This is a genomic window from Microbacterium sp. Root553, assembly GCF_001426995.1.
Lineage (GTDB): Bacteria > Actinomycetota > Actinomycetes > Actinomycetales > Microbacteriaceae > Microbacterium.
The window spans coordinates 2851609-2877540 of the sequence record NZ_LMFY01000001.1 but is presented as its reverse complement, the minus strand read 5'-3'; the positions used below and the strand labels follow the sequence as shown (position 1 = coordinate 2877540).

Below are 25932 nucleotides of genomic sequence, written 5' to 3'. Positions count from 1 at the left end.
TCCACGCCGACGTGAGAGGAACCCGGACGTGAAGAAGGCCCTGTCCGCGAACGGACAGGGCCTTCTGGGGGAGCGGCGATCCTACTCGCCGTCCTCCGACTTCTTCTTCGAGCGGGGCTTCTTCACGGGCCCGGTCGAGATGACCGTGCTGGGCGTGTTCGCCGTCTCGTCGACGTGCGTCTCGCTGGAGGTGAGAGGGGCGTCAGGAGCACCGGCGCGCTCGTGAGCGCCCTGGATCTCCGCGGCCTCGGTCTCCTCGTTGTGAGCCTCGACGTGGTGCTGGTGAGAATCCGCAGCCTCGACCTCCGCCTGCGTGAGCGGGGCTAGGCGGTCCTCGAAGAACCAGCGCGAGATCGACGAACGCATGTTCTCGGTCCACGAGATGCGGCCCTTCGCGTTCGGACGGACCACCAGGGGCTCGTAGCCGTCGACGTCGATGAGCTTCCAACGGTCGTACTTGTCGACCGGCTGATGCACCTCGATGAACTCGCCGCCGGGAAGGCGCACGATGCGCCCGGACTCGAAGCCGTGCAGGACGATTTCGCGGTCCTTCTTCTGCAGCGCGATCGCGATGCGCTTGGTGATGAAGTATCCGAGCACGGGACCGACGAACAGCAGCGCCTGCAGCGTGTGGATGACGCCTTCCATCGTGAGCATGAAGTGCGTGGCGATGAGGTCGGACGATGCCGCAGCCCAGAGCACCGCGTAGAAGATGACCCCGGCCACGCCGATGGCGGTGCGGGTCGCGGCGTTGCGGGGACGCTGGGCGATGTGGTGCTCGCGCTTGTCTCCCGTGATCCACGCCTCGATGAAGGGGTAGACGGCCACGAGCACGATGAACAGACCGAGCACGATCACCGGGAGCAGGATTCCGAACGACCAGGTGTGGTTCAGGAACACGACGTCGAGGTTCGACGGAGCGAGGCGGAGAGCACCGTCCGCGAAGCCGATGTACCAGTCAGGCTGGGTACCGGCGGACACGGGGGACGGGTCGTAGGGGCCGTAGTTCCAGATCGGGTTGATCTGGAAGAACGTCGCGATCAGCACGATCGTGCCGAAGACGATGAACAGGTAGCCGCCCATCTTCGACATGTAGACCGGCATCATCGGGTAGCCCACGACGTTGTCGTTCGTGCGGCCGGGGCCGGCGAACTGCGTGTGCTTGTTCACGATCATGAGCATCAGGTGCACCGCGATCAGGCCGATGACCAGGAGCGGGAGCAGCAGGATGTGCAGCGTGTAGAGACGGCCCACGATGTCGGTGCCGGGGAACTCGCCGCCGAACAGCAGGAACGAGATCCAGGTGCCGACGAGCGGGAAGCCCTTGATCATGCCGTCGATGATGCGCAGACCGTTACCCGAGAGCAGGTCGTCGGGGAGCGAGTAGCCGGTGAAGCCCTCGGCCATCGCGAGGATGAACAGGACGAATCCGATCACCCAGTTGAGCTCGCGCGGCTTGCGGAACGCTCCGGTGAAGAAGACGCGCAGCATGTGCACGCCGATGCCGGCGACGAAGACGAGAGCGGCCCAGTGGTGGATCTGACGGACCAGGAGGCCACCACGCAGATCGAACGAGATGTGGAGCGACGACTCGAGAGCCGCCGACATCTCGATGCCCCGCATCGGCGCGTACGCGCCGGTGTAGTGCGTCTCGACCATCGAGGCCTGGAAGAAGAACGTCAGGAAGGTTCCGGAGAGGAACACGACCACGAAGCTCCACAGAGCGATCTCGCCCAGCATGAACGACCAGTGGTCGGGGAAGATCTTGCGTCCGAGCTCCTTGACGAAGCCCGAGATGCTGGTGCGCTCATCGATGTAGTTCGACGCGGCGCCGACGAATCGGCCGCCGAGGGGCGCCTTGTTGTCCTTGTCCTCTTTGGACAGCGTTGCGGTGCTCAATGGCGCTCCCAGAAGCTCGGGCCGACGGGCTCGGTGAAGTCACTGCGTGCGACGAGGTAGCCCTCGTCGTCGACGGTGATGGGCAGCTGCGGCAGCGGGCGTGCGGCCGGGCCGAAGATGACCTTGGCGTGATCGGTCACGTCGAACTGCGACTGGTGGCAGGGGCACAGCAGGTGGTGCGTCTGCTGCTCGTACAGAGCGACAGGGCAGCCGACGTGGGTGCAGACCTTGGAGTACGCGACGATGCCGTCGTACGACCAGTCCTTGCGGTCCTCGGCCTCGGTGAGCTGCTCGGGGCGGAGGCGCATCATCAGCACGATGGCCTTCGCCTTCTCTTCGAGGTAGCCGTCGTGGTGGCTGAGGTCGGCGAGGTCCTCCGGGATCACGTGGAACGCGGAGCCGATGGTGACGTCGGCAGCGCGGATCGGCGTGCCGTCGGGGTCGCGCACGAGTCGCTGACCCTTCTCCCACATCGTCTGCTTCAGCAGCACGACCGGATCGCCGGCAGTGGGGTCGTCGGGAGTGCTGTGCGGAGCGAGACCGCGGAAGAGCGTCACGCCGGGGATGATCGAGGCGACGATCGCGGCGAACAGCGAGTTTCGGATCATCGTGCGGCGTCCGAAGCCGGACTCCTCGTTCGCCGTGGCGAACGCCTCGACGACAGCCTCGCGGGTCGAGTCCTTGCCACGGGTGGGGTGGCGGTGCTCGATGTGCTCCTTGTCGCTCATCAGCGCCTTGGACCAGTGGATCGCGCCGATTCCGATCGACAGCAGTGCGAGCGCGATGCCCAGACCGATGAAGAGGTTGTTCTGTCGGATGTCGATGAGCGCGCCGCTCTCGATGGGGAACAGCATGTAGGCGGCGACCGCCCAGATGCTTCCGGCCAGCGAGAGGTAGAACAGCGTGTAGACCGTGCGCTCCGCAGTCTTCTCAGCGCGCGGGTCCTTGTCGGTCATCCGCTCGCGGTGCGGCGGAAGCCCCGGGTTCTGCACGGGATCGCTGACTGCGACACCCAGCCCCGGAGAGGGCTGGTAGGCCCTATCGAGAGCCTGCGAGTCGTCGTCGTGTGCCATGGTGCTCCTCGTACGTTCCTCTTCGATGATTAAGCGTCAGTTGGACTTCGCCGTGATCCACACGGTGATCGCGACGAGTGCGCCGATCCCGAAGATCCAGACGAACAGGCCCTCGGAGACGGGGCCGAGCGAACCGAGCGAGAACCCGCCGATCTGCACCGACTGCTGCTGGTAGAGCAGTGCCGAGATGATGTCGCGCTTGTCCTCGTCCGACAGATTCATGTCGCCGAAGACGGGCATGTTCTGGGGGCCGGTGACCATGGCCGCGTACATGTGCAGCGCGCTGGTCTCGGTCAGGGCGGGGGCGTACTTGCCCTCGGTGAGCGCTCCACCGGCTGCTGCGACGTTGTGGCACATGGCGCAGTTGACGCGGAACAGCTCCGCGCCGTTCGCGACGTCGCCGCCGCCGTCCAGGAGGTGATCCTCGGGGAACGTGGGGCCGGGAGCGGACTCCTGCACGAACGAGGAGATCGCGAGGATCTGGTCCTCGGTGAACTGCGGCTCCTTCTGCGGAGCCTGCGGGCCCTGCATCTGCAACGGCATGCGTCCGGTGGACATCTGGAACTCGACCGCCAGCTCGCCGACTCCGTACAGGCTGGGCCCGTTGGGCGTTCCCTGCAGGTCGAGGCCGTGGCAGGTCGCGCAGTTCGCCGTGAACAGCTTCTCGCCGTCGTCGACGGTGAGCGTGCTGGACGCGGCGGTCTGGGTGTCGGTCGCGGCGAAGGCCGCGGACGTCCCGGCGTATACGGCGCCGGTGATCATCAGGCCTGCGCCGATGAGTGCTGCGGCAGCCAGGGGACTGCGACGGCCGTTCGAACGGCGCTTCTTCTCTCGTGCCATCTCGGGGATCAGCTCCGCTCTTATTTCAGGAAGTAGATAACGACGAACAGCACGATCCAGACGACGTCGACGAAGTGCCAGTAGTAGGAGACGACGATCGAGGAGGTCGCCTCCTTGTGCCGGAAGTTCTTGACGGCGTACGCGCGTCCGATGACGAGCAGGAAGGCGATGAGTCCGCCGGTGACGTGGAGGGCGTGGAAGCCGGTCGTCAGGTAGAACGCGGAGGCGTAGGAGTCCGCGCTGATGGGCATGCCCTCGGCGACGAGGGTGGCGTACTCCCACACCTGGCCGGAGACGAAGATCGCGCCGAGCGCGAAGGTGAGGAAGAACCACTCGACCATGCCCCAGCCGAACAGGCGGCGTCGGCCGGCACCGTTCTTCTGGCCCTTGCCGAGCTTGTACGGCTGCAGATCCTCAGCAGCGAACACACCCATCTGGCAGGTGAAGGACGAGAGCACCAGGATGGCCGTGTTCACGAAGGCGAACGGCACGTTCAGCAGCTCGGTGCGGTCGGCCCAGAGCTCGGGGGAGGTGCTGCGGAGCGTGAAGTAGATCGCGAAGAGTCCCGCGAAGAACATCACCTCGCTGCCGAGCCACACAATGGTGCCGACAGCTACCGGGTTGGGGCGCTTGATCGTTCTTGCCGCCGGGGCATACGTCGCTGAGGTCGTCACCCTTCCATTATGGCCGATCCCGGGGCATGATTCTCGCACCGGGACCCTTCGATTCGCTGCCGTTGCACTTAGGCGACCCTAAGAAATCGCTGCGAATAGTCGGTGAATCCGCGGAAAAGGGCGTTCTGGGGCGGTCTCCGGTCATCCGTCTGACGGTCTGCACGTTTTCCCGCGCCGATAGGATCGCACACATGGCTGATTCCCTGACCTGGTCCGACGTGCTCACCACCCTCCTGGAGCGCCGAGACCTCAGCGTCTGGGAGTCCACCTGGGCCATGCGCCAGATCATGCGCGGAGACGTGACCGAGGCGCAGCTCGCGGGGTTCCTCGTCGCGCTGCGCGCCAAGGGCGAGACGATCGACGAGATCGTCGGGTTCCGCGACGCCATCCTCGAAGCCGCCGTGCCCCTGCCCGTGTCGCCGGACGTCCTCGACATCGTCGGAACCGGCGGCGACCGCGTCGGCACCGTCAACGTCTCGACGACCGCCGCCGTGATCATCGGAGCGACGGGGGTGCCGGTCGTCAAGCACGGCAACCGGGCCGCCAGCTCGTCCTCCGGCTCGTCCGACGTGCTGAGCGCCCTCGGACTCGAACTCACTCTCGATCCGGCCGCCGTGTCGTCGATCCTCGATCGCACGGGGATCACCTTCGCCTGGGCCGGCGCCTTCCACCCCGGGTTCAAGCACGCGGCGAAGGTCCGCGCCGAGCTCGGCGTGCCCACGGTGTTCAACATGCTCGGGCCGCTCTGCAACCCCGCCCGAGCAGAGGCCAACGCCGTCGGCGTCGCGCAGCTCGAGCGCGTGCCGCTGATCACCGGCGTCTTCCGCACCCGAGGAGCCACGGCCCTGGTCTTCCGCGGCGACGACGGTCTCGACGAGCTGACGACGACCGGCCACAGCCGCATCTGGGAGGTCACCCGCGGTGACATCCACGAGCACGACCTCGACCCCCGAGACCTCGGCATCCCGGTCGCCGACCTCTCCGATCTGATCGGAGGCACCCCTGACCACAACGCCGCGATCCTCCGACGCACCCTCGAGGGGGAGGCCGGACCCGTGCGCGACATCGTGCTGCTCAACGCGGCGGCCGGCATCGTCGCCTTCGAGCTGTCGCAGGACGCCGCCCAGGTGCAGCGGCCCATCCTGGAGCGTCTGCGCGAGGGGTACGAGCGCGCCGCACAGGCGATCGACGACGGCCGCGCTCTCGCGAAGCTCGACCAGTGGATCGGCGTGAGTCGCGAACTGGCCTCGGCATAGGTCCCGGATGGATCCCGTCGCAGCGCTGCTCGAGATCGCGTCGCTGCTCGAGCGCGAGCGCGCGTCGAGGTATCGGGCGAAGGCGTTCAGGGCGGCGGCTGCGGCTCTGCAGCAGCTTCCGGACGACGTCCGCGCCGATCCCACGCGGCTCCGTGCCGCGAAGGGGATAGGCGAGTCGACGTTCGGCGTGATCCGGCAGGCCCAGGGCGGCGAGGTCCCGGACTATCTCATCGAGCTGCGGGGCGAGGTCGAGCCCGAGCGCAGATCGGCGCTGCGAGGACGTCTCCGAGGAGATCTGCACGCCCACACGGACTGGTCGGACGGCACGACGCCGATCCCGGTGATGGCCGCTGCCGCGCGAGCACTGGGGCACGAGTATCAGGCGATCACCGATCACTCGCCGCGCCTGCGCGTCGCCCGCGGGCTCTCGTCCGCGCGCCTGCGGGAGCAGATGCCGCTCGTGCGGGCCGAGTCCGGCGACGGCTTCACCCTGCTGGCGGGCATCGAGGTCGACATCCTCGACGACGGCGCCCTCGATCAGGAGGAGCAGCTGCTGAGCGAACTGGACATCGTGGTGGCGTCGGTCCACTCGAAGCTGCGGATGGACAGGCGGCCGATGACGGCGCGCCTGCTCGCCGCCGTGGCGCATCCGCGCGTCAACGTCCTCGGTCACTGCACCGGGCGCCTCGTCCAGGGCGAGCGCGGGACCCGCCCGCAGTCGCAGTTCGACGCCGAGGCGGTGTTCGCCGCCTGTGCCGAGAACGGCGTCGCCGTCGAGATCAACTCACGTCCGGAGCGCCAGGATCCGCCGGATGAGCTGATCGCGATCGCCCTGGAGGCCGGCTGCCTCTTCTCGATCGACTCCGATGCGCATGCGCCCGGACAGCTCTCGCTGCTCGATCACGGCGCGGAGCGTGCCGAGCGGGCGGGCGTGCCCGCCGCGCGCATCGTCACGACGTGGGGGCTGGAGCGGCTGCTCGCCTGGGCGCGGTGACGCGCGGTCAGCCCTGGCCGTCGATGCCCGCGATCGCCGTGATCGCCCGCGTCATGGACGACCCCAGGTTCCACCTGTCCGCGACGGCCGTCGCGGCGTCGACCTCGGCGGGGTCGAGGGGGCGGAGCGCATCGCCGGGCGCCACGATGTCGAGATCGGGGGCGACGGCGACCACCGTGGGTGCGACGTCGAGGTAGTCCGTCGCGGCCAGGATCTTCGCGCGGACGCCCGCGCTCATCCCTTCACCGGCTGCGGCGGCCGCTCGGATGCCGTCGAGGTCGGCGTGAGCCTGCAGCAGCGTCGCCGCCGTCTTCTCTCCGACTCCGGTCACGCCCGGAAGGCCGTCGGAGGCGTCGCCGCGCATCGTGGCGAAGTCCGCGTACTGCGAGGGGAGCACGCCGTACTTCGCCACCACGACGGCATCCGTCACGATCTCGAGGTTGCTCATGCCGCGAGCGGTGTAGATGACCCGCACATCTCTCTCGTCGTCGACCAGCTGGAACAGGTCCCTGTCTCCGGTGACGATGTCCACGGGCATCGTGGCGTGCGTGGCGAGCGTGCCGATCACGTCGTCGGCCTCGTGCTCGGCGACGCCGATGATCGGGATGCGGAGCAGCCCGAGGGTCTGGCGGATCAGAGGGATCTGCGCCTCGAGCGGATCGGGCACCTCCTCGACGTCAGGGCCGGCCGGAACGACCTCCACGACACGGTGCGACTTGTAGCTCGGGATCAGATCGACCCGCCACTGAGGACGCCAGTCGTCGTCCCAGCAGGCCACCACATGGGTGGGCTCGTACAGCGTGACCAGCTTCGCGACGATGTCGAGCAGCCCTCGTACGGCGTTGATGGGGGAGCCGTCGGGCGCCGTCACCTTGTCGGGGACACCGTAGAAAGCGCGGAAGTAGAGGCTGGCGGTGTCGAGCAGGAGCAGCTTGTCGGCGCGAGGCATGCACACAGTCTGTCAGCGCACTCCGCGCCGCGACATCGCGTCCGTCAAAGAGTCCTCGCATCTGATAGCCTTGACTGTCACTCGTGGCGTGCCTGTGCATGCCCGGGTGGCAGAAACCCACACCATCGCTGCAGAGCTCGCAGTCGGCCGTGCGCGGCCGGAGCCTTCAGCCCGAGTCTCCATTCACAAGGACAACCCACTACATGACTACCGCAACGACCGCCCCGGCCACCAAGCAGGTCGCCATCAACGACATCGGATCTGCTGAGGACTTCCTGGCCGCGGTCGAGAAGACCCTGAAGTTCTTCAACGACGGCGACATCATCGAAGGCACGATCGTCAAGATCGACCGCGATGAGGTTCTGCTCGACGTCGGATACAAGACCGAGGGTGTCATCCCCTCGCGCGAGCTCTCGATCAAGCACGACGTCGACCCGAACGAGGTCGTCAAGGTCGGCGACGAGGTCGAGGCCCTGGTTCTCCAGAAGGAGGACAAGGAAGGCCGTCTGATCCTCTCCAAGAAGCGTGCTCAGTACGAGCGTGCCTGGGGAGACGTCGAGAAGATCAAGGAGAACGACGGCGTCGTCACCGGTACGGTCATCGAGGTGGTCAAGGGTGGACTCATCGTCGACATCGGCCTCCGTGGCTTCCTCCCGGCCTCGCTCATCGAGCTGCGCCGTGTCCGCGACCTCACGCCGTACCTCGGCCAGGAGATCGAGGCCAAGATCCTCGAGCTCGACAAGAACCGCAACAACGTCGTCCTCAGCCGCCGCGCGCTGCTGGAGCAGACGCAGTCGGAGTCGCGCACCACGTTCCTGAACAACCTCCACAAGGGTCAGGTCCGCAAGGGTGTCGTGTCGTCGATCGTCAACTTCGGTGCGTTCGTCGACCTGGGCGGCGTGGACGGCCTCGTGCACGTCTCCGAGCTGTCCTGGAAGCACATCGAGCACGCCTCCGAGGTCGTCGAGGTCGGCCAGGAGGTCACCGTCGAGATCCTCGAGGTCGACCTCGACCGCGAGCGCGTCTCCCTGTCGCTCAAGGCGACGCAGGAGGACCCGTGGCAGGTCTTCGCCCGCACCCACGCGATCGGTCAGGTCACGCCGGGTAAGGTCACCAAGCTCGTTCCGTTCGGCGCGTTCGTTCGCGTCGCAGACGGCATCGAGGGCCTCGTCCACATCTCCGAGCTCTCCAGCAAGCACGTCGAGCTGGCCGAGCAGGTCGTGTCGGTCGGCGAAGAGGTCTTCGTCAAGGTCATCGACATCGACCTCGAGCGTCGCCGCATCTCGCTCTCGCTGAAGCAGGCGAACGAGGCCGTCGACGTCAACGGCACCGAGTTCGACCCGGCTCTGTACGGCATGCTCGCCGAGTACGACGAGGCCGGCGAGTACAAGTACCCGGAGGGCTTCGACCCCGAGACCGGTGCGTGGAAGGAAGGCTTCGACACCCAGCGCGAGGCATGGGAGCAGGAGTACGCTGCAGCCCAGTCCCGTTGGGAGGCCCACAAGGCTCAGGTTGCCAAGGCAGCCGAGGCCGAGGCAGCCGCTGGCGACGACTTCGGTGGCCAGGTCTTCTCGAGCGAGGCCGCAGGCGCGGGCACGCTGGCAGACGACGAGGCCCTCGCGGCGCTCCGCGAGAAGCTGTCGGGCGGCAACGCTTAAGCATCACGCTCTGGAACGGGCCGTCATCCTTCGGGATGGCGGCCCGTTCCGCGTCTCCGCCTGTTCCCCGTGCTCCGTGACCGCACATTACGGCGGCATTCGTCACATCTCTGCGAGTTGGACAGCATGGGGATATGACTTCCCTGCTCTCCGCGCCCTCCACGGCACGCGTACCGGCGATCGCCGGTACCGCTCAGCCCGTGCGCCTGCACGGTGTGGAGCGGAGCTTCCCCGTGGCCCGTGGTCGGCGCGAGGTTCTGCGCGGGGTCGACGTCGAGGTCGCGGCCGGCGAGATCGTCGCGATCGTCGGTCCCTCGGGATGCGGAAAATCCACTCTCCTGCGTCTGGTCGGCGGGCTGGACGCACCGACGGGCGGCAGCATCCTCCTCGCGGACACGGATGTCGCCGACGTCGACGAGCGCACCGCGATCGCCTTCCAGGAACCCCGGCTCCTGCCATGGCGCACGATCGCGCAGAACGTCGAGCTCGGGCTTCCCCGCGGCATCGCGCGACGCGAAGGGCGCGAACGCGTGCGCGAGCTGCTCGACCTGGTCGGTCTCGAGCAGGCGGCCGACCAGCGGCCGCGCGAGGTGTCCGGCGGCATGGCGCAGCGCGCCTCGCTCGCCCGCGCGCTCGCGCGCAATCCCGGTGTGCTGCTCCTCGACGAGCCGTTCGGGGCGCTGGACGCGCTCACACGGCTGCGGATGCACGATCTGCTGCTCAAGATCCATGCCGCCGAGCCGACCACGATCCTCCTCGTCACACATGACGTCGAGGAGGCCCTCTACCTCGCCGATCGGGTGCTGCTGCTGCGCACCCTCGGCGGCGACGCGGAGACCGACGCGGGCTCCATCGCGCGCACCCTGAGCGTGCCGGGGATCCGACCCCGCGACCGGGCCGATCACGGTCTCGCGAACCTCCGCGCCGAGCTCCTCGAAGGACTCGGCGTCGACACCCATCACCGCACCGCACCCGAGGAGAACCGATGAGCACCGTCACCCGCAGAATCATCCCCGCGATCGCCATCGCCGGAACGATGATGCTCGTCGCCACCGGCTGCGTGGCGGGGGAGAACGCCACCGCATCCGACGCCTCGGAAGGCGATGCCGCCGCCTCCGGCGAGTGGTCGTCGGACACTCTGTCGATCGACTTCGCCACCTACAACCCGCTGAGCCTCGTGATCCGCGACCAGGGGATCCTCGAGGAGATCCTGGGAGACGACGTCGAGGTCGAGTGGGTGCAGTCGGCCGGCTCCAACAAGGCGAACGAACTGCTGCGCTCCGGCTCCATCGACGTGGGATCCACTGCGGGCTCTGCGGCACTGCTGGCCCGCTCGAACGGGTCGCCCATCCAGGTCATCGACATCTTCTCGCAGCCCGAGTGGTCGGCGATCGTCGTCGGCCCCGACAGCGACATCACGTCGGTCGAGGACCTCGCAGGCAAGTCGGTCGCGGCGACCAAGGGGACCGACCCCTACTTCTTCCTGCTGCAGTCACTCGAAGAGGCGGGCCTCTCGATCGATGACGTCGAGGTGCAGAACCTCCAGCACGCCGACGGCCGCGCCGCTCTCGACGGCGGATCCGTCGACGCGTGGGCGGGGCTCGACCCCATCATGGCCGCGGCCGAGGTCGAGTCGGGCGACCGGCTCATCTACCGCAACGTCGACTTCAACACCTACGGGTTCCTCAATGCGACCGAGGACTTCATCGAGAACCACGCCGATCTCGCTCAGGCCGTGGTCGACGCGTACGAGCAGGCGCGCGAGTGGGCTCTCGAGAACCCCGACGAGACGGCGTCGCTGCTCGCCGAGGTCGCCGGCATCGACCCCGCGGTCGCGAAGACCGTCATCACCGAGCGCTCCAACCTCGATGTGAGCGGCATCCCGGGAGAGGACCAGATCGCGGTCCTCGAGAAGATCGCCCCGGTGCTCGTCGACTCCGGTGACGTGCAGGGCGGCAAGGACTCCGTCGACAAGGCGCTCGACTCGATCGTCAACGCCACGTTCGCGGAGAAGGCGGTCGGGGGCGAGTGATCCTCCCCGACCAGCGCGTGGTGGTGCCCGCGGACGCGCAGGAAGCCCTCGACGCCGCTCGCGGAGTCCGGCGACGCCCTGAGGTGGGCGCACGGCATGCGTGGGACCGTCCTGCGGTGCGCGTCATCGGCGGGTTCCTGCTGCCCGCCCTGATCGTCGTCGCCTGGCAGGTGGTGACGACGAGCGGTCTCGTCGCCCCCTACCTGCTCCCGTCGCCCGGCTCCGTGTTCTCGGCGGGCGTCGAGCTCGCAGAACGCGGGGTGCTGGGCACCCACATCGCGATCTCGGTGCAGCGCGTGCTGCTCGGTTTCGCGATCGGATCGGTGATCGGACTCGCGATCGCGGGGATCGTCGGGCTCTCGAAGATCGGCGACGTGCTGCTCAGCCCCACGCTATCGGCGGTCCGTGCGGTCCCGTCGCTGGCCTGGGTCCCGCTCCTGATCCTCTGGATGCAGATCGGCGAGGAGTCCAAGGTGACGCTGATCGCCATCGGCGCGTTCTTCCCGGTCTACACGACCGTCGCCTCGGCCCTCCGGCACGTCGATCCCCACCTCGTCGAGGCGGGGCGCTCGTTCAGCCTCCGCGGCTGGTCTCTGTTCCGCACCGTCCAGCTGCCGGCCGTCGTCCCCTCGGTGGTCGCCGGTCTCCGACTGGCACTCGCGCAGGCCTGGCTGTTCCTCGTCGCCGCCGAGCTGATCGCCTCCTCGATGGGACTCGGATTCCTGCTCACCGACTCGCAGAACAGCGGACGCGTCGACAGGATCATCCTGTCGATCGTGCTGCTCGCGCTGCTCGGCACGATCACCAACGCTCTCCTCGTGCTCGTCGAGAAGTACCTGCTCCGACGGTGGGTGTGACGTGACGGAAGCACGCCTGCACGAGACCCGCACGTACCCTGCTCCCGCCGGCGTCGCGGCGGCCGCGAATGTGACCGCCGAGGCGTACGCCCGGGCGGCGTCCGATCCGACCCTCTTCTGGGAGCAGGCGGCCGAGCGGCTCGACTGGGCCGAGCCCTGGCACACGGCCCACGAATGGGACCCGCCTGTGGGGGATGCCGTTCCCGCCGCCCGGTGGTTCGTCGGCGGACGTCTGAACGTCGCCTACAACTGCGTCGACCGCCATGTCGACGGGGGCCGCGGCGACAAGGTCGCCCTGCATTTCGAGGGGGAGCCGGGCGACCGCGTCGCGGTGACGTACTCCGACCTCCAGGACAGGGTGTCGCGCGCGGCCAACGCGCTCATCGCTCTCGGCATCCGGCCCGGCGATCGGGTGGTGATCTACCTCCCGGTGCTGATCGAGACGGTCGTGATCACCCTGGCATGCGCGCGCGTCGGAGCCGTGCACTCGCTCGTGTTCGGCGGATTCTCCGCCGAGGCCGTGCGGTTCCGCCTCGCGGACACGGGAGCCGCGCTGCTCGTGACGAGCGACGGACAGTTCCGTCGCGGCACGGCCACCGAGGTCAAGTCGACGGCGGACGTCGCGGCCGCGGATCTTCCCGACCTCGAGCACGTCCTGGTGCTGCGGCGCACCGGGCAGGATGTCCCCTGGACCGAGGGACGCGACGTCTGGTGGCACGACGTGGTCGACACCGCCTCGTCCGAGCATGTTCCTCAGGCTTTCGATGCCGAGCATCCGCTCTTCATCATCTACACGTCCGGCACCACGGGGAAGCCGAAGGGGCTGGTGCACACCTCGGGCGGGTACCTCACGCACGCGAGCTGGGCGCACTGGGCGCATTTCGACGCGAAGCCCGACGACGTCCACTGGTGCACGGCGGATCTCGCGTGGGTGACCGCCCACACGTACGAGATCTACGGCCCGCTCTCGAACGGACTGACGCAGGTCATCTACGAGGGGACGCCGGACACCCCGGATCGCGAGCGCCACCTCGAGATCATCGAACGCTACGGCGTGACCGTCTACTACACCGCCCCCACGCTCATCCGCACGTTCATGACGTGGTTCGGTGCAGAGCTGCCGAGCGGGCATGACCTGTCGACGCTGCGTCTGCTCGGAACGGTCGGAGAAGCCATCAACCCCGAGGCGTGGATCTGGTTCCGTCGCAACTTCGGGCGCGACGAACTCCCGGTGGTGGACACCTGGTGGCAGTCCGAGACCGGAGCCGCGATGATCGCGCCGCTGCCGGGAGTGACGACGCTCAAGCCCGGCTCCGCCTCCGTGCCGCTGCCCGGCATCGACGCGACGGTGGTCGATGCGAACGGCGATGAGGTCGCACCGGGGCGATCCGGAACGCTCGTGGTGCGGCGTCCGTGGCCGGGGATGGCACGGACGGTGTGGGGCAACCCCCAGCGATACCGTGATGCGTACTGGTCGGCCTACGCCGGACACGGCGAGCACGGCGGATACTACGTCGCCGGTGATGGGGCGACGCGCGATGCCGACGGCTACATCTGGATCCTCGGACGCCTGGACGATGTGGTGAACGTGTCCGGCCACAGGCTCTCGACGATCGAGATCGAATCGGCGCTCGTGGCCCACGACACGGTGGGGGAGGCCGGCACCGCAGGTGTCGCCGATCCCGTCACCGGGCAGGCCGTCGTCGCGTTCGTCACCGCGTCAGGACGCGCGGACGTGTCGACGTCGCAACTGCGCGCTCAGGTCGCCACCGCGATCGGACCGGTCGCAAAGCCGAGGCACATCGTCGTGGTGCCCGATCTGCCGAAGACCCGCTCCGGCAAGATCATGCGACGCCTGCTCGCACAGCTGTGGGAGGCCGAGCAGGACCGCCGCGCCGGTCGCACGCCCGCACCGCTGGGCGACACGACGTCGTTGCAGAACCCCTGGGCCGTCGACGACATCGCCGCCGTGCTCGAGACCGCCGAACTGAGGACATGATGACGCAAGAACACCGCTTCGGGTTCCGAACGAGAGCTCTCCATGCCGGCGGCACACCGGATGCCGCGACGGGCGCCCGCGCCGTGCCGATCTACCAGACGACGTCGTTCGTGTTCGAGGACGCGACGGATGCAGGCAATCTCTTCGCGCTGCAGAAGTACGGCAACATCTACTCGCGCATCGGCAACCCCACCGTCGCCGCGCTCGAGGAGCGACTGGCATCGCTGGAGGGCGGGATCGGCGCCGTCGCGACCGCCTCGGGCATGAGCGCCGAGTTCATCACGTTCGCCGCACTCGTGGGGGCCGGTGACCACGTGGTCGCCTCGGCGCAGCTGTACGGAGGCACCGTGACCCAGCTGGATGTGACGCTGCGCCGATTCGGCGTCCAGACCACCTTCGTCGCCTCCACCGATCCGGCCGACTACGCCGCCGCGATCCGACCCGAGACCAAGGTCGTCTACGTCGAGATGATCGGCAATCCGTCCGGTGAGATCGCCGACATCGAGGGGTTGGCCGAGGTCGCGCATGCCGCCGGTGTTCCGCTCGTGGTCGACGCGACGCTGGCGACCCCGTATCTCGCTCGTCCGCTCGAGCACGGCGCCGACATCGTCATCCACTCGGTCACGAAGTTCCTCGGCGGACATGGCACGACGCTCGGCGGCGTGGTGATCGAGAAGGGCACCTTCGACTGGGGCAACGGACGCTTCCCCCAGATGACCGAGCCCGTCGAGTCGTACGGCGGGATCAAATGGTGGGACAACTTCGGAGAGTACGGGTTCCTCACCAAGCTCCGCACCGAGCAACTGCGCGACATCGGGCCGGCGCTCAGCCCGCAGTCGGCGTTCGACCTGCTGCAGGGGATCGAGACGCTTCCGCAGCGCATCGATGCCCACCTCGCGAACGCGCGCATCGTCGCGGACTGGCTGGCGTCGGACCCCCGCGTGGCCTACGTGACGTGGGCAGGGCTCGAGGGGCATCCGCACCATGAGCGCGCCGCGAAGTACCTGCCGCTCGGGCCGGGGTCGGTGTTCGCCTTCGGAGTGAAGGCCGACGACGGTCGCGCGGCGGGGGAGACGCTGATCGAGAATCTCCAGCTGGCGTCGCACCTCGCGAACATCGGCGATGCCCGCACGCTCGTCATCCACCCGGCATCCACCACTCATCGACAGCTCACGGAGTCGCAGCTCGTGGCGGCGGGAGTGCGCCCCGACCTCATCCGGATCTCGGTGGGCCTCGAGGACGCGGACGACATCATCTGGGACCTGGACCAGGCACTCACCACGGCGACGGGAACGGATCGATGAGCGACACGAACATCGCGGCAGCAGACGCCTGCGCCCTCCCCGCGTCTCAGGATGCGGCAGCGTGCGCGCTGCCCGGGGCCGCCCCGCTGCATCCGGGACGCACGTGGGAAGGGCCGAGCCAGCAGCAGCGATTCGGCATCCTCCGACGAGCGAAGTCCGTCGCTATCGTCGGCGCATCGAACAACCCGGCCCGTGCATCGTACTTCGTCGCGACCTACCTGCTCTCGAGCACCGCGTACGACGTGTACCTCGTGAACCCGCGGGAGTCGTCGATCCTCGGACAGCCCGTGTACGCCTCGCTCGCCGACCTCCCCGTCGTCCCCGACATCGTCGACGTGTTCCGTCGCCATGAGGACCTTCCCGGCGTCGCCCAGGAGGCGATCGATCTCGGAGCGCAGACGCTGTGGCTGCAGCTGGGGTCATGGCACGAGGAGGCCGCGACTCTCGCCGAGGCGGCAGGACTCTCCGTGGTGATGGATCGCTGTATCAAGATCGAGCACGCGCGGTTCCACGGCGGACTGCACCTGGCAGGCTTCGACACGGGCGTGATCAGCTCGAAACGGCAGCTGCTGGGGCGCTGAGCGCGGGCCGGTCGAAGCCTAGACTTGCGGCATGCCTCTCATCGCGCTCACCGGCGGCATCGCCTCCGGCAAGTCGACCATCGCACGACGTCTCGCCGAGAGGGGGGCCGTCGTGGTCGACGCGGACCAGATCGTCCGCGACGTGCAGGCACCGGGGACTCCGGTTCTCGCCGCCATCGCGAAGCACTTCGGCGCAGACGTCATCGCCACCGACGGCTCGCTGGATCGTGCCGCCCTCGGCGCGAAGGTCTTCGCGGATGCCGAACAGCTGGCGCAGCTGAACGCGATCGTGCACCCCGCTGTCCGTGCCGAGTCGCAGCGCCGGTTCGACGCGGCGATGTCCGCGGATCCCACGACGGTCGTCGTGTACGACGTGCCCCTGCTGGTCGAAGCGCGCGTCGACGACCCGTGGGACCTGATCGTCGTCGCCCATGCGCCTGGCGATGAGCGACGGCGGCGACTCGTCGAACTCCGCGGCATGGCGGAGGACGCGGCGCAGGCGAGGATCGACGCGCAGGTCTCCGATGAGCGCCGCCTGGCCGTCGCCGACGTCGTGATCGACACCGCCGGTACGCTCGCGCAGACGCTCTCGCAGACGGATGATCTCTGGGAGCGGATCGCCACGTCGTGACCTTCACCGGCCACGCCCCGGGGTCGCCGGTGTACCGACGGCTGATCGTCGGTCTGTTCTTCGCGGGCATCGCGACCTTCGCTCAGCTCTACTCGCCTCAGGCGGTGCTGCCGCAGCTGGCGACCGATCTCGGGGTGTCGCCTGCGAGCGCCGCGCTCAGCGTCTCGGCGGCGACGCTCGGGCTGGCCGCCGCGGTCATCCCGTGGTCGATGGTGGCCGATCGCATCGGACGGGTGCAGGCGATGGCGACCGGCGTGCTCGCGGCGACCGTGCTGGGACTCCTCGCGCCGCTCAGCGCCGGGACGGAGATGCTGCTGGCTCTGCGTCTCCTCGAGGGAGTCGCGCTCGGGGCCGTGCCTGCGGTCGCGCTGGCCTACCTCAGTGAAGAGGTCAGCTCCCGGCATGCCGCCGCCGCAGCGGGGAGCTACATCGCCGGGACGACGGTGGGTGGGCTGCTCGGGCGGATCGTGTCGGGCATCGTCGGCGAGCAGGCGGGGTGGCGAGCGGGCATGTGGACGGTCGCCGGGCTGTGCGCAGTGGCTGCCGTGCTGTTCCTCTGGCTGACGCCGAAGGCGCAGGGATTCCTCCCCGGGCGATTCCGCGAGGACGCCGGACCGGGGATGCTCGCGCGTCTGCTGGCCCCGCTGCGCGCCGGGCGCCAGCTCGCACTGTACGCTCAGGGCTTCCTGCTCATGGGCGGGTTCGTCGCCGTCTACAACTACCTCGGATTCCACCTCGCCGAGCCGCCGTTCGCGCTGCCGGCGTGGGTGGTGACGCTGCTCTTCCTCGCCTACCTCGCCGGCACCGTCTCGTCGCCCTGGGCAGGCGCCCTGGCCTCGCGTTTCGGAAGATACCCGGTGCTGCTGGGAGCGATCGCCGTGATGGCCGCGGGGGCGGCCGGGATGCTGGCGCAGGCGACGACGCTCGTGCTGCTCGGGCTGCTCCTCTTCACCGGGGGCTTCTTCGCGGCGCACGCCGTGGCATCGGGATGGGCGCCGGTGGCGGCAGGACCCGACAGCAGGGCACAGGCATCCTCGCTCTACTACTTCGGCTACTACGCGGGATCGAGCCTGTTCGGGTGGGCGCTCGGCATCGTGTTCGGCGAGGTGGACTGGGTGTGGTTCATCGTCGCCGTCCTCGCGATGTGCGCCCTCGCGGCGGCCGTGGCGGCCGCGAAGCTGCGCGCGTCTCCGGGCCCGCTCTCCTCGTGAGCACCGCTCCTCACGCCTGGAGCCGTGCGGCGGACGGAGGGGCTTCGCGATCGCGGCGCCGCCGGGCGCGTCGCCGAAGGATCACGACCATCGCGACGACGAGTCCGATGAGCAGGAGAGCGGCGACCACGGGCACGACGATCGCCGCGGCGGCGAGGACGAAGGAGGCGCCGTCCTCGGCGCTGCTCAGCACCGGAGCGGCCAGCCCGCCGGTCGTCGCGTTCGCCGCCACGCGAGCCGTCGCCTTGATCACGTGCACCACCAGTGCGATCACGACGCCGGTCACCACGGGGATCCAGGCGTTGTCGGTGAAGAACGACGCGGGGTCGTCCACGGCGATCGTCCGGGCGCCCGAGCCCGCCCCGAATGCGATGCCGCCCGAGGCGGGGCGCAGGATGCTCTGGACGACGTCGTTCACGGAGTCGACCGCGGGGATCTTGTCGGCGATGATCTCGAGGGCGAGCAGGCCGCCGAGGACCCACAGGGCGATGTCGCCCGACAGCCAGGACCATGAGGCGGGCAGTGTCACCGCCGGCAGTATGCGGTCGGCGAGTCCGAGCAGGAACAGCGGCATCCACGCGTTCAGACCCGCCGAGGCGGCGAGGCTGGTGCCGATGATGAACTCGATCACGCCCCCACTCTAGGTGCACGATCGCTGCACGACCCACGGTGTCGGTGGCCCGGCATACGCTGGAGGTATGCAACCCACGCGCAGCGTCCGCCCCTTCGAGGTCATCAGCGAGTACGCGCCGGCCGGCGACCAGCCGAAGGCGATCGCCGAGCTCGCGTCGCGCATCAACGCCGGTGAGACCGACGTGGTGCTTCTGGGTGCCACCGGTACCGGAAAGTCGGCCACGACCGCCTGGCTGGTCGAGCAGGTGCAGCGCCCGACGCTCGTGCTCGCCCACAACAAGACGCTCGCCGCGCAGCTCGCCAACGAGTTCCGCGAGCTGATGCCGAACAACGCCGTCGAGTACTTCGTCTCGTACTACGACTACTACCAGCCCGAGGCCTACGTCCCGCAGACCGACACCTTCATCGAGAAGGACTCGTCGATCAACTCCGAGGTCGAGCGACTGCGGCACTCGACCACGAACTCGCTGCTCAGCCGGCGAGATGTGATCGTGGTCTCCACCGTGTCGTGCATCTACGGACTCGGGGCGCCGGAGGAGTACCTGCGCGCGATGGTGGCGCTGCAGGTGGGGGAGCGCTACGACCGGGATGCGCTGATCCGTCAGTTCATCGCCATGCAGTACAACCGCAACGACGTCGACTTCTCCCGTGGCAACTTCCGCGTCCGTGGCGACACCATCGAGATCATCCCGGTGTACGAAGAGAACGCGATCCGCATCGAACTGTTCGGCGACGAGATCGAGGGGCTGTACTACCTGCATCCGCTCACCGGCGAGATCATCGAGAAGCTCGACTCGGTGCCGATCTTCCCGGCCTCGCACTACGTGGCGGGCACCGACGTGATCCAGCGCTCGATCGGCACGATCGAGCACGAGCTCGAGGAGCGGCTGAAGGAGTTCGAGCGACAGGGCAAGCTGCTCGAGGCCCAGCGTCTGCGGATGCGCACCACTTTCGACCTCGAGATGATGCAGCAGCTCGGATTCTGCTCGGGCATCGAGAACTACTCGCGTCACATGGACGGGCGACAGCCCGGCGAGCCGCCGCACACCCTTCTCGACTTCTTCCCCGACGACTTCCTGCTCGTGATCGACGAGTCGCACGTCACGGTGCCGCAGATCGGTGCGATGTACGAGGGCGACGCGTCGCGCAAGCGCACGCTCGTCGACCACGGCTTCCGTCTGCCGAGCGCGATGGACAACCGACCGCTGCGCTGGGACGAGTTCAAGAACCGCGTCGGGCAGACCGTCTACCTGTCGGCGACGCCCGGCAAGTACGAGATGGGGATCGCCGACGGCGTGGTCGAGCAGATCATCCGCCCCACCGGCCTCGTCGACCCGCAGATCATCGTCAAGCCGTCGAAGGGGCAGATCGACGACCTCCTCGAGGAGATCCGCGTGCGCGTCGAGCGCGACGAGCGGGTGCTGGTGACCACTCTGACGAAGAAGATGTCGGAGGAACTCACCGACTTCCTCGGCGAGCACGGCGTGCGTGTGCGGTATCTGCACTCCGACGTCGACACGCTTCGTCGTGTGGAGCTGCTCAGCGAACTCCGATCCGGCGTCTACGACGTGCTGGTCGGCATCAACCTGCTCCGCGAAGGTCTCGACCTTCCCGAGGTCTCGCTCGTCGCCATCCTCGATGCCGACAAGGAGGGCTTCCTGCGCTCCGGCACCTCGCTCATCCAGACGATCGGCCGTGCGGCCCGAAACGTGTCGGGCGAAGTGCACATGTACGCCGACAAGATGACCGATTCGATGGCGAAGGCGATCGACGAGACGGACAGACGTCGCGAGAAGCAGGTCGCGTACAACCTCGAGAACGGCATCGATCCGCAACCGCTGCGTAAGCGCATCGCCGACATCACCGAGGTGCTGGCACGTGAGGGCGCCGACACCGCGGAGATGATGTCGGGTCGTGGGCGTGCCACCGGCAAGGGCAAGGGCAAGTCTCCGACACCGAACCTGCGCCGCACCGGTATCGCCGCGGAAGGCGCGCAGCAGCTGGAGGCGATCATCCAGGACCTCTCCGACCAGATGCTGGCGGCTGCATCCGAGCTCAAGTTCGAGCTTGCCGGGCGCCTGCGCGACGAGGTCCAGGACATGAAGAAGGAGCTGCGTGCCATGGAGAAGGCCGGGCACGCCTGATCCCGAGGAGGTGATGATGGACGCGTCAGGAGACGAGCTCGCCGACCGCGTGCGAGCGCTGCTGACCCTCGACGGCGAGGTCGAGGAGAAGCGGATGTTCGGCACCCGCGCGTTCCTGCTCGACGGTCACATCCTGGTCGGTGCGCGCAAAGGGGGCGTCCTCCTCGTCCGCGTCGACGAAGAGAACGGGGCCGCCCTCATCACACGCCCCGGCGTCGCCACCGCGGTGATGGGCGCCCGCACCATGGGGACCGGGTGGCTCGATGTCTCACCCGGAGCGCTCACCACAGACGACGAGCTGGTGTTCTGGCTCGACGTCGCTCGAGAGGATGCCGCGGGCCGCGAGCACTGACGCCGCGGCGGTCAGGGGCAGTGCATCATGGTGCGCGGACCGGAGCGGTCGATCTCGTGGTCGCTCATGGGTGCACCGCAGAGCGGGCAGGCGCGCTCTGCTCTCTCCTCCGCGCTCGGCGGCGGAGTCTTCTCGTACGGGCCCACGGACGCCGGGCCGGCGAACCGGATGAGGTTCGTGTTGATCCACGCGTAGAGCCCACCGGCCGCGCGGATGCGCGTTCGAAGGGATGGGCGGTCAGCGGAGCGTGCCATGTTCCTTAGTGTACTAACTATTAGTGTCGTTGTATAGTCGGATCGTGACCGCGACGGATGATCTGCTCAAGCTGGACAACCAACTCTGCTTCGCGCTGGTGACCGCCGCCCGCAACGTCGTCGGCATCTATCGGCCGATCCTCGAGCCGCTCGGACTCACGCATCCGCAGTACCTCGTCATGCTCGCCCTCTGGGAGCGGGCGCCACGGCAGCTCAGCGATCTCGCGGCCGATCTCGCCCTCGAGCCCGCCACCGCATCGCCTCTGGTCAAGCGCCTCGAAGCAGACGGGCTGGTCGCCCGGCAGCGCAGCGCGGAGGACGAACGGCGCCTCGACATCACCCTCACGGACGCCGGCCGTGCGCTCCGCGAGCGCGCGCTCGACGTTCCGCGTCAGGTCATGGCGGCCGTGGGAATGGACCTCGGGCAGATCGCGACCCTGCGCGACGGACTCTCCGCCTTCGCGGGGCGCCGCTCGACCACGGAGTGACCGCGTCATAGGGTGTGGGCATGCCGAGTGACCGCCCGACAGTCGATGCGCGTCGAGCTGGTCGTCGGCTCGGACTCGTGAGCGCGGTCGCCGTGCTCTTCGTCATCGTGATGATCGCCGCCGCGATCCAGGGGGCGCCGACATTCCGTCCGTCTGAGCCTGTGCCGTCCCCGTCGGTGCGGCCGATTCCGCCGACGATGCCGGGACAGACGGGCTTCCCGGAGGACATCGAGATCGACCCCGCGAGCTCCACAGTGCTGCAGGTGTCCGCCGCGATCCTGATGCTCCTCGTGGCCGCCGGCCTCATCGTGCTCCTCGTGATCATCGCCCGTGCGCTGCTGCGGGCATGGCGCGACAGGCCCACGCGGAGGCGCGAGGGAGCCGAGGTCGCCGCCGAGGTGGGCGATGTCGCCGCGGTTCCCGAACCGCAGGTCGTGGTCGACGCCATCCGGCGCGGCATCGCCGGGGCGCTGCAGGCGATCGACGAACGCGCGGCGCCCACGGATGCCGTCATCGCGGCGTGGGTCGGCCTCGAGGAGAGCGCGGCGGATGCGGGGGTGGCACGCGCTCCGAGCGAGACGCCGGCCGAGTTCGCGCTCAGGATCATCACGCGGCGCTCCGGCATCGAGGCGGAGGCGTCCGAGCTGCTGACGCTGTTCGAGCGCGTGCGCTTCGGCGCCCACGAGGCCACCGAGCCGGAGAGGAACGCGGCGCGCTCCGCGCTCCGCCGGATCGAGGAGGTGTGGCGATGACGTGGGGACGCACCGTCCTGGCCGCGGCGGCCGCGGTGATCGCCGCGCTGGTGCTCACCGGTTTCGGATTCACCGTGCCCTTCGCGATCGGGTGGGGTCTTCTCGTGGGGGCGCTCGCTCTTCTCGCCCAGCTCGCGGTGCCGCTCGAACCGAGCGTCGACGCCCCGCACATCGCGGTGGAACCCGATCGCAGACCGACGGAGATCTCCCGCATGGCCTGGGCGCTGAACACCCACACGGGGCTCGCCGGTACGCAGATCACACGCCGCGTGCGGGAGATTCTCCGACAGCGGCTGCAGCGCCGGGGCGCAGACCCGACGGACCCCGCGAATCGACCGGAGGTCATCGCGCTGATCGGCCCCGACCTGTGGGATCGACTGGAGGGTCCGGGGACCACCATCGTCGACATCGAGCGAGCGCTCGACGCGATCGACGCGCTGAGCCCCGGGCCGTCCGCAGAGATCACGACACCACCACCCGATGCTCCGCCCTCATCGACGGGCCGTGCGTCGCTGTTCCCGAGACACAGGAGATGACATGACGACATCCGCCGAGATCGCCGAGGCCGGCGCCCGAATCCTGACCGCCGTGCGCACCGTCGTCGTCGGGATGGACGACCCGCTCGAGATCGCGCTCGCCTCGATCCTGGCCGGCGGGCACGTGCTGTTCGAAGACGTGCCGGGGCTCGGCAAGACCCTCGCGGCCCGCAGCCTCGCCTCGGCGCTGGGGCTGTCGTTCCGTCGGCTCCAGTGCACTCCGGACATGCTCCCCGGCGACGTCACAGGGTCGTACGTGTACGCGCCGGACTCCTCGGACTTCGTCTTCCGACCCGGACCGATCTTCACCGGTCTCCTTCTGGCCGACGAGATCAACCGCACGACGCCGAAGACCCAGTCGGCGATGCTCGAGGCGATGGCGGAGCGGCAGGTCACCGTCGAGGGCAACAGCTTCGCGCTGCCCGCGCCGTTCCATGTGATCGCCACCTCGAACCCGATCGAGTACGAGGGCACCTACGCGCTCCCCGAAGCGCAGCTCGACAGATTCATGGTCAGGCTCTCCGTGGGGTATCCGGATGTCTCGGGGGAGGCGCGCATTCTGCAGAACCGTGTGCGCAGACGGCAGGAGGCCACGCACGTCGCGCCCGTCATCGACGCCGAGCGTCTCGTCGAGCTGCAGGCGGCGGTCGAGGCCATCCACGTCGACGAGGACATCGCGCGCTACTGCGTCGAGATCGCGCGCAAGACGCGGACGGCGCCGAACGTCGAGGTCGGGGCCTCCCCACGCGGCTCACTCGGCCTGCTGCTGCTCGGCCGCGCCCTTGCCGCGCTGGACGGTCGGGATTTCGTGCGACCGGATGACATCAAGCGGATCGCCGTGCCCGTGCTCGCCCACCGCCTCACGCTGACACCGCAGGCCTGGGCTCAGGGGGCGTCGGCCGCCGACGTCGTGCGAGCGGTCGTCGACCAGGTGCCGGTTCCGCCGACGGTGCGGGAGCGCGTGTGACGAGATCATCGATGCCCGGGCGCTGGAGCCCGGCGCCGGCCCTCGCGATCGCCGGCTCGATCCTGCTCGCCGTCCTCGGACTGCTGTTCTCACGTCCTGACGTCGTCGCCATGGGGCTTCCCCTCGCGCTGTGGAGCGCCCTCGTCCTCGGACGGGGGACCTCGGGCGTCGGGGCCGAGCCAAGCGTGACACCGGGTCCCCGCGCAGACGGGCAACTGCACACCGAGATCTCGGTCGAGAGCGACGCCGAGATGGTCGAGCTGTTCGTCGTGCTCTCGGAACGCAGAAGCCGACGCGCGATCGTTCCCGGGTCCGATGCCGCGGTCCTCGCACGGAGCCGCGTCCTCCATTCGGGCCCCGCGCTCCCCGTGCAGGTCTCGGCGCGCGGTCTCTCGCTCGACGGTGCCGCGCTCTCGGGGTCGTCCGAGGTCGTCCGCAGCAGACGACAGGTGGCTCCGACTCCCCGCGCCGTCGGGATGCTGCCGCTGCCGAGACGGCTGACCGGTCTGCACGGCTCGCACGAGGGGCGACGCCCGGGGCAGGGCGGAGACTTCCGCGACATCCATGCGTTCGCGCCCGGAGACGAGCTGCGTCGCGTCGACTGGCGCGCGACGGCGCGGATGGCACGGAGACCGGGGGATCTGCTCGTACGGCGCACCCACACGCTCAGCGACGCGTCCGTGGTGATCGCGATGGACACCTCGGAGGACCTCGGCGAGGTGGTCGCGTCGTGGGGCAGCGGAGACGTCGAACGCAGCGGTGTGACGTCGCTCGACAACGCCCGAGAGGCCGCTCGGGCACTCTCCGGCGCCGCCATCGACGCCGGCGACCGCGTTGCCCTGCACGTGCTCGCGCACGGTGGGCGCTCGCTGCGCAGCAGTGGGGGATCTCGCCATCTGGCACGTCTCGAGGCGGCGATCGCGGCGACGGGGCAGGCACGCGACGACGCGGCGTTCCGCAGGACTCCGCACGTCCCGCACGGCTCGGTGGTCCTCGTGCTGTCCACGTTCTTCCAGGGGGCCGCCGCGCAGACCGCGCTGATGTGGCGCGCGAGCGGTCACCGCGTCGTCGCGATCGACGTTCTGCCGCGGCTCGATCGCTCGCGTCTGCATCGTCCTCAGCTCATCGGTCTGCGGACGGTGCTGGTGGAGAGGGAGAACGTGTTCGCCGACCTGCACGGGGCGGGCGTCGACGTGGTCCCGTGGGCGGAGGACCCCTCATCCGCCCTCCGCGAGATCGCGAGGGCCAGGAGATGAGAGCGCAGAACGACACCCTGCAGACCGCGCCCGCCGTCTCCTGGATCGCGGTGCGGATCGCGCTGGTCGCGGTCGTCGCTGTCGGGGCGTTCGTGCTCAATCCGCTCGTCGGGTGGCAGTGGGTCGCCGTCATCCTGGCGGTGACCGCCGCGGTGCTCCCGCAGACCTTCGCCGCGTGGGGTGGAGCGGCATGCATCGTCATCGGGATGCTCCTGTCCGAGCCGGACGTCGGTCGCGCGACGCTCGCCGTGCTCGTCGTGCATGCGATCCACATCCTGACATCGCTGACACTCGTGATCCCGGGCGGGACGAGGGTCGTGCTCGCCGCACTGCGCCCGACGGCCATCCGCTTCGTCCTGGTGCAGGCGATCGCGCAGCCGCTGACGATCGCCGTCATGCTCGGCGTCGACGGCATCCGGGGCACCGCGCCGTGGGCGATCGTCGCCGGCGGCGTTGCGGTCGCCGCGGCCGCGGTGCTGCTTCTGCGGAGCGCGGGCCCGAGCACGGGCCGGAGCGCGACGGCGGACCGGCGAGGCGGGTGAGCACCTTTCTGTGAGCCCTCACGGAGCCAATGTCCGTGGCCCCTCGTAGA

General features: G+C 68.9%; 26 protein-coding genes. 19 read left to right on the top strand and 7 right to left on the bottom strand.

The annotated features are described in order from the left end of the window. Positions 1 to 81: 81 nt before the first annotated feature. From qcrB to ctaE, 4 genes are read right to left on the bottom strand one after another with little or no spacing between them, the layout of a single operon-like run. Positions 82 to 1899 carry a cytochrome bc1 complex cytochrome b subunit gene (gene qcrB, locus ASD43_RS13570; RefSeq protein WP_056418514.1) on the bottom strand — a complete coding sequence of 606 codons (1818 nt, stop codon included), beginning with the start codon at positions 1897 to 1899 and terminating at the stop codon, positions 82 to 84. Beyond that, positions 1896 to 2972, bottom strand: coding sequence for a cytochrome bc1 complex Rieske iron-sulfur subunit (qcrA, locus tag ASD43_RS13565; protein ID WP_056418511.1), 1077 nt, complete (start codon positions 2970 to 2972; stop codon positions 1896 to 1898). Before qcrA ends, qcrB begins: the two co-directional genes overlap by 4 nt. A 36-nt stretch (positions 2973 to 3008) precedes the next feature. After that, entirely contained in the window at positions 3009 to 3812 is an 804-nt protein-coding gene (gene qcrC, locus ASD43_RS13560; protein ID WP_045253754.1) for a cytochrome bc1 complex diheme cytochrome c subunit, read from the bottom strand. Between the two features lie 20 nt (positions 3813 to 3832). Continuing rightward, positions 3833 to 4486 carry an aa3-type cytochrome oxidase subunit III gene (gene ctaE / locus ASD43_RS13555; RefSeq protein WP_045253755.1) on the bottom strand — a complete coding sequence of 218 codons (654 nt, stop codon included), beginning with the start codon at positions 4484 to 4486 and terminating at the stop codon, positions 3833 to 3835. Between the two features lie 191 nt (positions 4487 to 4677). On the opposite strand from ctaE, the gene trpD reads away from it, so the two are divergent. Further along, a complete protein-coding gene (gene trpD / locus ASD43_RS13550; RefSeq protein ID WP_056418508.1) occupies positions 4678 to 5742 on the top strand; it encodes an anthranilate phosphoribosyltransferase in 1065 nt (354 codons plus the stop codon). 7 nt (positions 5743 to 5749) lie between these two features. Beyond that, a complete protein-coding gene (locus ASD43_RS13545; RefSeq protein WP_056418504.1) occupies positions 5750 to 6736 on the top strand; it encodes a PHP domain-containing protein in 987 nt (328 codons plus the stop codon). A 7-nt stretch (positions 6737 to 6743) separates the two neighbouring features. Here ASD43_RS13545 and ASD43_RS13540 read toward each other — a convergent pair whose 3' ends face one another. Next, positions 6744 to 7685, bottom strand: coding sequence for a 5'-3' exonuclease (locus tag ASD43_RS13540; RefSeq protein ID WP_056418500.1), 942 nt, complete (start codon positions 7683 to 7685; stop codon positions 6744 to 6746). Positions 7686 to 7888: 203 nt separating this feature from the next. Between ASD43_RS13540 and rpsA the strand changes: the two genes are divergently transcribed. The 9 genes from rpsA (at position 7889) to ASD43_RS13495 (ending at position 17958) form a co-directional block, all read left to right on the top strand. Next, positions 7889 to 9343, top strand: coding sequence for a 30S ribosomal protein S1 (gene rpsA / locus ASD43_RS13535; protein WP_045253758.1), 1455 nt, complete (start codon positions 7889 to 7891; stop codon positions 9341 to 9343). 134 nt (positions 9344 to 9477) lie between these two features. Continuing rightward, positions 9478 to 10332, top strand: a complete 855-nt coding sequence (locus ASD43_RS13530) for an ABC transporter ATP-binding protein (protein ID WP_056418498.1) — start codon at positions 9478 to 9480, stop codon at positions 10330 to 10332. Beyond that, positions 10329 to 11375 (top strand): aliphatic sulfonate ABC transporter substrate-binding protein, encoded by a 1047-nt coding sequence (locus ASD43_RS13525; RefSeq protein WP_056418495.1) that lies wholly within the window; start codon positions 10329 to 10331, stop codon positions 11373 to 11375. The genes ASD43_RS13530 and ASD43_RS13525 overlap by 4 nt, the downstream gene beginning before the upstream one ends. Next, on the top strand, positions 11372 to 12232 hold the full coding sequence (locus ASD43_RS13520) for an ABC transporter permease (protein WP_056418492.1): 861 nt from the start codon (positions 11372 to 11374) through the stop codon (positions 12230 to 12232). The genes ASD43_RS13525 and ASD43_RS13520 overlap by 4 nt, the downstream gene beginning before the upstream one ends. A gap of 1 nt (position 12233) precedes the next feature. Next, positions 12234 to 14231, top strand: a complete 1998-nt coding sequence (gene acs / locus ASD43_RS13515; RefSeq protein ID WP_056418489.1) for an acetate--CoA ligase — start codon at positions 12234 to 12236, stop codon at positions 14229 to 14231. Beyond that, on the top strand, positions 14231 to 15535 hold the full coding sequence (locus ASD43_RS13510) for an O-acetylhomoserine aminocarboxypropyltransferase/cysteine synthase family protein (RefSeq protein ID WP_056418486.1): 1305 nt from the start codon (positions 14231 to 14233) through the stop codon (positions 15533 to 15535). Before acs ends, ASD43_RS13510 begins: the two co-directional genes overlap by 1 nt. Further along, positions 15532 to 16116, top strand: coding sequence for a CoA-binding protein (locus tag ASD43_RS13505; RefSeq protein ID WP_056418484.1), 585 nt, complete (start codon positions 15532 to 15534; stop codon positions 16114 to 16116). Before ASD43_RS13510 ends, ASD43_RS13505 begins: the two co-directional genes overlap by 4 nt. 31 nt (positions 16117 to 16147) lie before the next feature. Next, positions 16148 to 16747, top strand: coding sequence for a dephospho-CoA kinase (coaE, locus tag ASD43_RS13500; protein WP_056418481.1), 600 nt, complete (start codon positions 16148 to 16150; stop codon positions 16745 to 16747). Beyond that, entirely contained in the window at positions 16744 to 17958 is a 1215-nt protein-coding gene (locus ASD43_RS13495; protein ID WP_082539400.1) for an MFS transporter, read from the top strand. Before coaE ends, ASD43_RS13495 begins: the two co-directional genes overlap by 4 nt. Before the next feature lie 10 nt (positions 17959 to 17968). On the opposite strand, the gene ASD43_RS13490 is transcribed toward ASD43_RS13495, so the two are convergent. Beyond that, the gene (locus tag ASD43_RS13490; protein WP_056418475.1) at positions 17969 to 18589 is read right to left on the bottom strand and encodes a DUF4126 domain-containing protein; all 621 of its coding nucleotides are present in this window, start codon (positions 18587 to 18589) and stop codon (positions 17969 to 17971) included. A gap of 67 nt (positions 18590 to 18656) precedes the next feature. On the opposite strand from ASD43_RS13490, the gene uvrB reads away from it, so the two are divergent. Both uvrB and ASD43_RS13480 read left to right on the top strand, forming a co-directional pair. After that, positions 18657 to 20735, top strand: coding sequence for an excinuclease ABC subunit UvrB (uvrB, locus tag ASD43_RS13485; RefSeq protein ID WP_056418472.1), 2079 nt, complete (start codon positions 18657 to 18659; stop codon positions 20733 to 20735). A gap of 16 nt (positions 20736 to 20751) precedes the next feature. Beyond that, positions 20752 to 21087, top strand: coding sequence for a TfoX/Sxy family protein (locus ASD43_RS13480; protein ID WP_082539399.1), 336 nt, complete (start codon positions 20752 to 20754; stop codon positions 21085 to 21087). Positions 21088 to 21098: 11 nt separating this feature from the next. On the opposite strand, the gene ASD43_RS13475 is transcribed toward ASD43_RS13480, so the two are convergent. Then, positions 21099 to 21341, bottom strand: a complete 243-nt coding sequence (locus ASD43_RS13475; protein ID WP_056418469.1) for a hypothetical protein — start codon at positions 21339 to 21341, stop codon at positions 21099 to 21101. A gap of 44 nt (positions 21342 to 21385) precedes the next feature. Here ASD43_RS13475 and ASD43_RS13470 point away from each other — a divergent pair, with 44 nt between their 5' ends. The 6 genes from ASD43_RS13470 to ASD43_RS13445 are packed head-to-tail and all read left to right on the top strand — an operon-like array spanning position 21386 to position 25882. After that, positions 21386 to 21829, top strand: coding sequence for a MarR family winged helix-turn-helix transcriptional regulator (locus ASD43_RS13470; RefSeq protein WP_056418467.1), 444 nt, complete (start codon positions 21386 to 21388; stop codon positions 21827 to 21829). A gap of 20 nt (positions 21830 to 21849) precedes the next feature. Next, complete coding sequence (locus ASD43_RS13465; RefSeq protein WP_082539398.1) at positions 21850 to 22581, top strand: DUF4129 domain-containing protein; 732 nt, start codon at positions 21850 to 21852, stop codon at positions 22579 to 22581. After that, positions 22578 to 23117 (top strand): hypothetical protein, encoded by a 540-nt coding sequence (locus tag ASD43_RS13460; RefSeq protein ID WP_157550979.1) that lies wholly within the window; start codon positions 22578 to 22580, stop codon positions 23115 to 23117. Before ASD43_RS13465 ends, ASD43_RS13460 begins: the two co-directional genes overlap by 4 nt. A gap of 1 nt (position 23118) precedes the next feature. Beyond that, positions 23119 to 24084, top strand: coding sequence for an AAA family ATPase (locus ASD43_RS13455; protein WP_056418458.1), 966 nt, complete (start codon positions 23119 to 23121; stop codon positions 24082 to 24084). 11 nt (positions 24085 to 24095) lie between these two features. After that, entirely contained in the window at positions 24096 to 25340 is a 1245-nt protein-coding gene (locus ASD43_RS13450) for a DUF58 domain-containing protein (protein WP_082539397.1), read from the top strand. After that, the gene (locus ASD43_RS13445; RefSeq protein WP_056418455.1) at positions 25337 to 25882 is read left to right on the top strand and encodes a hypothetical protein; all 546 of its coding nucleotides are present in this window, start codon (positions 25337 to 25339) and stop codon (positions 25880 to 25882) included. The genes ASD43_RS13450 and ASD43_RS13445 overlap by 4 nt, the downstream gene beginning before the upstream one ends. Positions 25883 to 25932 lie beyond the last annotated feature (50 nt).

What these genes read in the sequence shown, in the direction of transcription:
- ASD43_RS13465 (WP_082539398.1), top strand. Translation starts at nt 21,850, where the DNA reads ATGCCGAGTGACCGCCCGACAGTCGATGCGCGTCGAGCTGGTCGTCGG.
- ASD43_RS13510 (WP_056418486.1), top strand. Translation starts at nt 14,231, where the DNA reads ATGACGCAAGAACACCGCTTCGGGTTCCGAACGAGAGCTCTCCATGCC.
- ASD43_RS13460 (WP_157550979.1), top strand. Translation starts at nt 22,578, where the DNA reads ATGACGTGGGGACGCACCGTCCTGGCCGCGGCGGCCGCGGTGATCGCC.
- ASD43_RS13505 (WP_056418484.1), top strand. Translation starts at nt 15,532, where the DNA reads ATGAGCGACACGAACATCGCGGCAGCAGACGCCTGCGCCCTCCCCGCG.
- ASD43_RS13475 (WP_056418469.1), bottom strand. Translation starts at nt 21,341, where the DNA reads ATGGCACGCTCCGCTGACCGCCCATCCCTTCGAACGCGCATCCGCGCG.
- uvrB (WP_056418472.1), top strand. Translation starts at nt 18,657, where the DNA reads ATGCAACCCACGCGCAGCGTCCGCCCCTTCGAGGTCATCAGCGAGTAC.
- ASD43_RS13530 (WP_056418498.1), top strand. Translation starts at nt 9,478, where the DNA reads ATGACTTCCCTGCTCTCCGCGCCCTCCACGGCACGCGTACCGGCGATC.
- ASD43_RS13450 (WP_082539397.1), top strand. Translation starts at nt 24,096, where the DNA reads ATGCCCGGGCGCTGGAGCCCGGCGCCGGCCCTCGCGATCGCCGGCTCG.
- coaE (WP_056418481.1), top strand. Translation starts at nt 16,148, where the DNA reads ATGCCTCTCATCGCGCTCACCGGCGGCATCGCCTCCGGCAAGTCGACC.
- ASD43_RS13455 (WP_056418458.1), top strand. Translation starts at nt 23,119, where the DNA reads ATGACGACATCCGCCGAGATCGCCGAGGCCGGCGCCCGAATCCTGACC.
- ASD43_RS13525 (WP_056418495.1), top strand. Translation starts at nt 10,329, where the DNA reads ATGAGCACCGTCACCCGCAGAATCATCCCCGCGATCGCCATCGCCGGA.
- trpD (WP_056418508.1), top strand. Translation starts at nt 4,678, where the DNA reads ATGGCTGATTCCCTGACCTGGTCCGACGTGCTCACCACCCTCCTGGAG.
- qcrC (WP_045253754.1), bottom strand. Translation starts at nt 3,812, where the DNA reads ATGGCACGAGAGAAGAAGCGCCGTTCGAACGGCCGTCGCAGTCCCCTG.
- qcrA (WP_056418511.1), bottom strand. Translation starts at nt 2,972, where the DNA reads ATGGCACACGACGACGACTCGCAGGCTCTCGATAGGGCCTACCAGCCC.
- ASD43_RS13480 (WP_082539399.1), top strand. Translation starts at nt 20,752, where the DNA reads ATGGACGCGTCAGGAGACGAGCTCGCCGACCGCGTGCGAGCGCTGCTG.
- ASD43_RS13540 (WP_056418500.1), bottom strand. Translation starts at nt 7,685, where the DNA reads ATGCCTCGCGCCGACAAGCTGCTCCTGCTCGACACCGCCAGCCTCTAC.
- rpsA (WP_045253758.1), top strand. Translation starts at nt 7,889, where the DNA reads ATGACTACCGCAACGACCGCCCCGGCCACCAAGCAGGTCGCCATCAAC.
- ASD43_RS13445 (WP_056418455.1), top strand. Translation starts at nt 25,337, where the DNA reads ATGAGAGCGCAGAACGACACCCTGCAGACCGCGCCCGCCGTCTCCTGG.
- ASD43_RS13545 (WP_056418504.1), top strand. Translation starts at nt 5,750, where the DNA reads ATGGATCCCGTCGCAGCGCTGCTCGAGATCGCGTCGCTGCTCGAGCGC.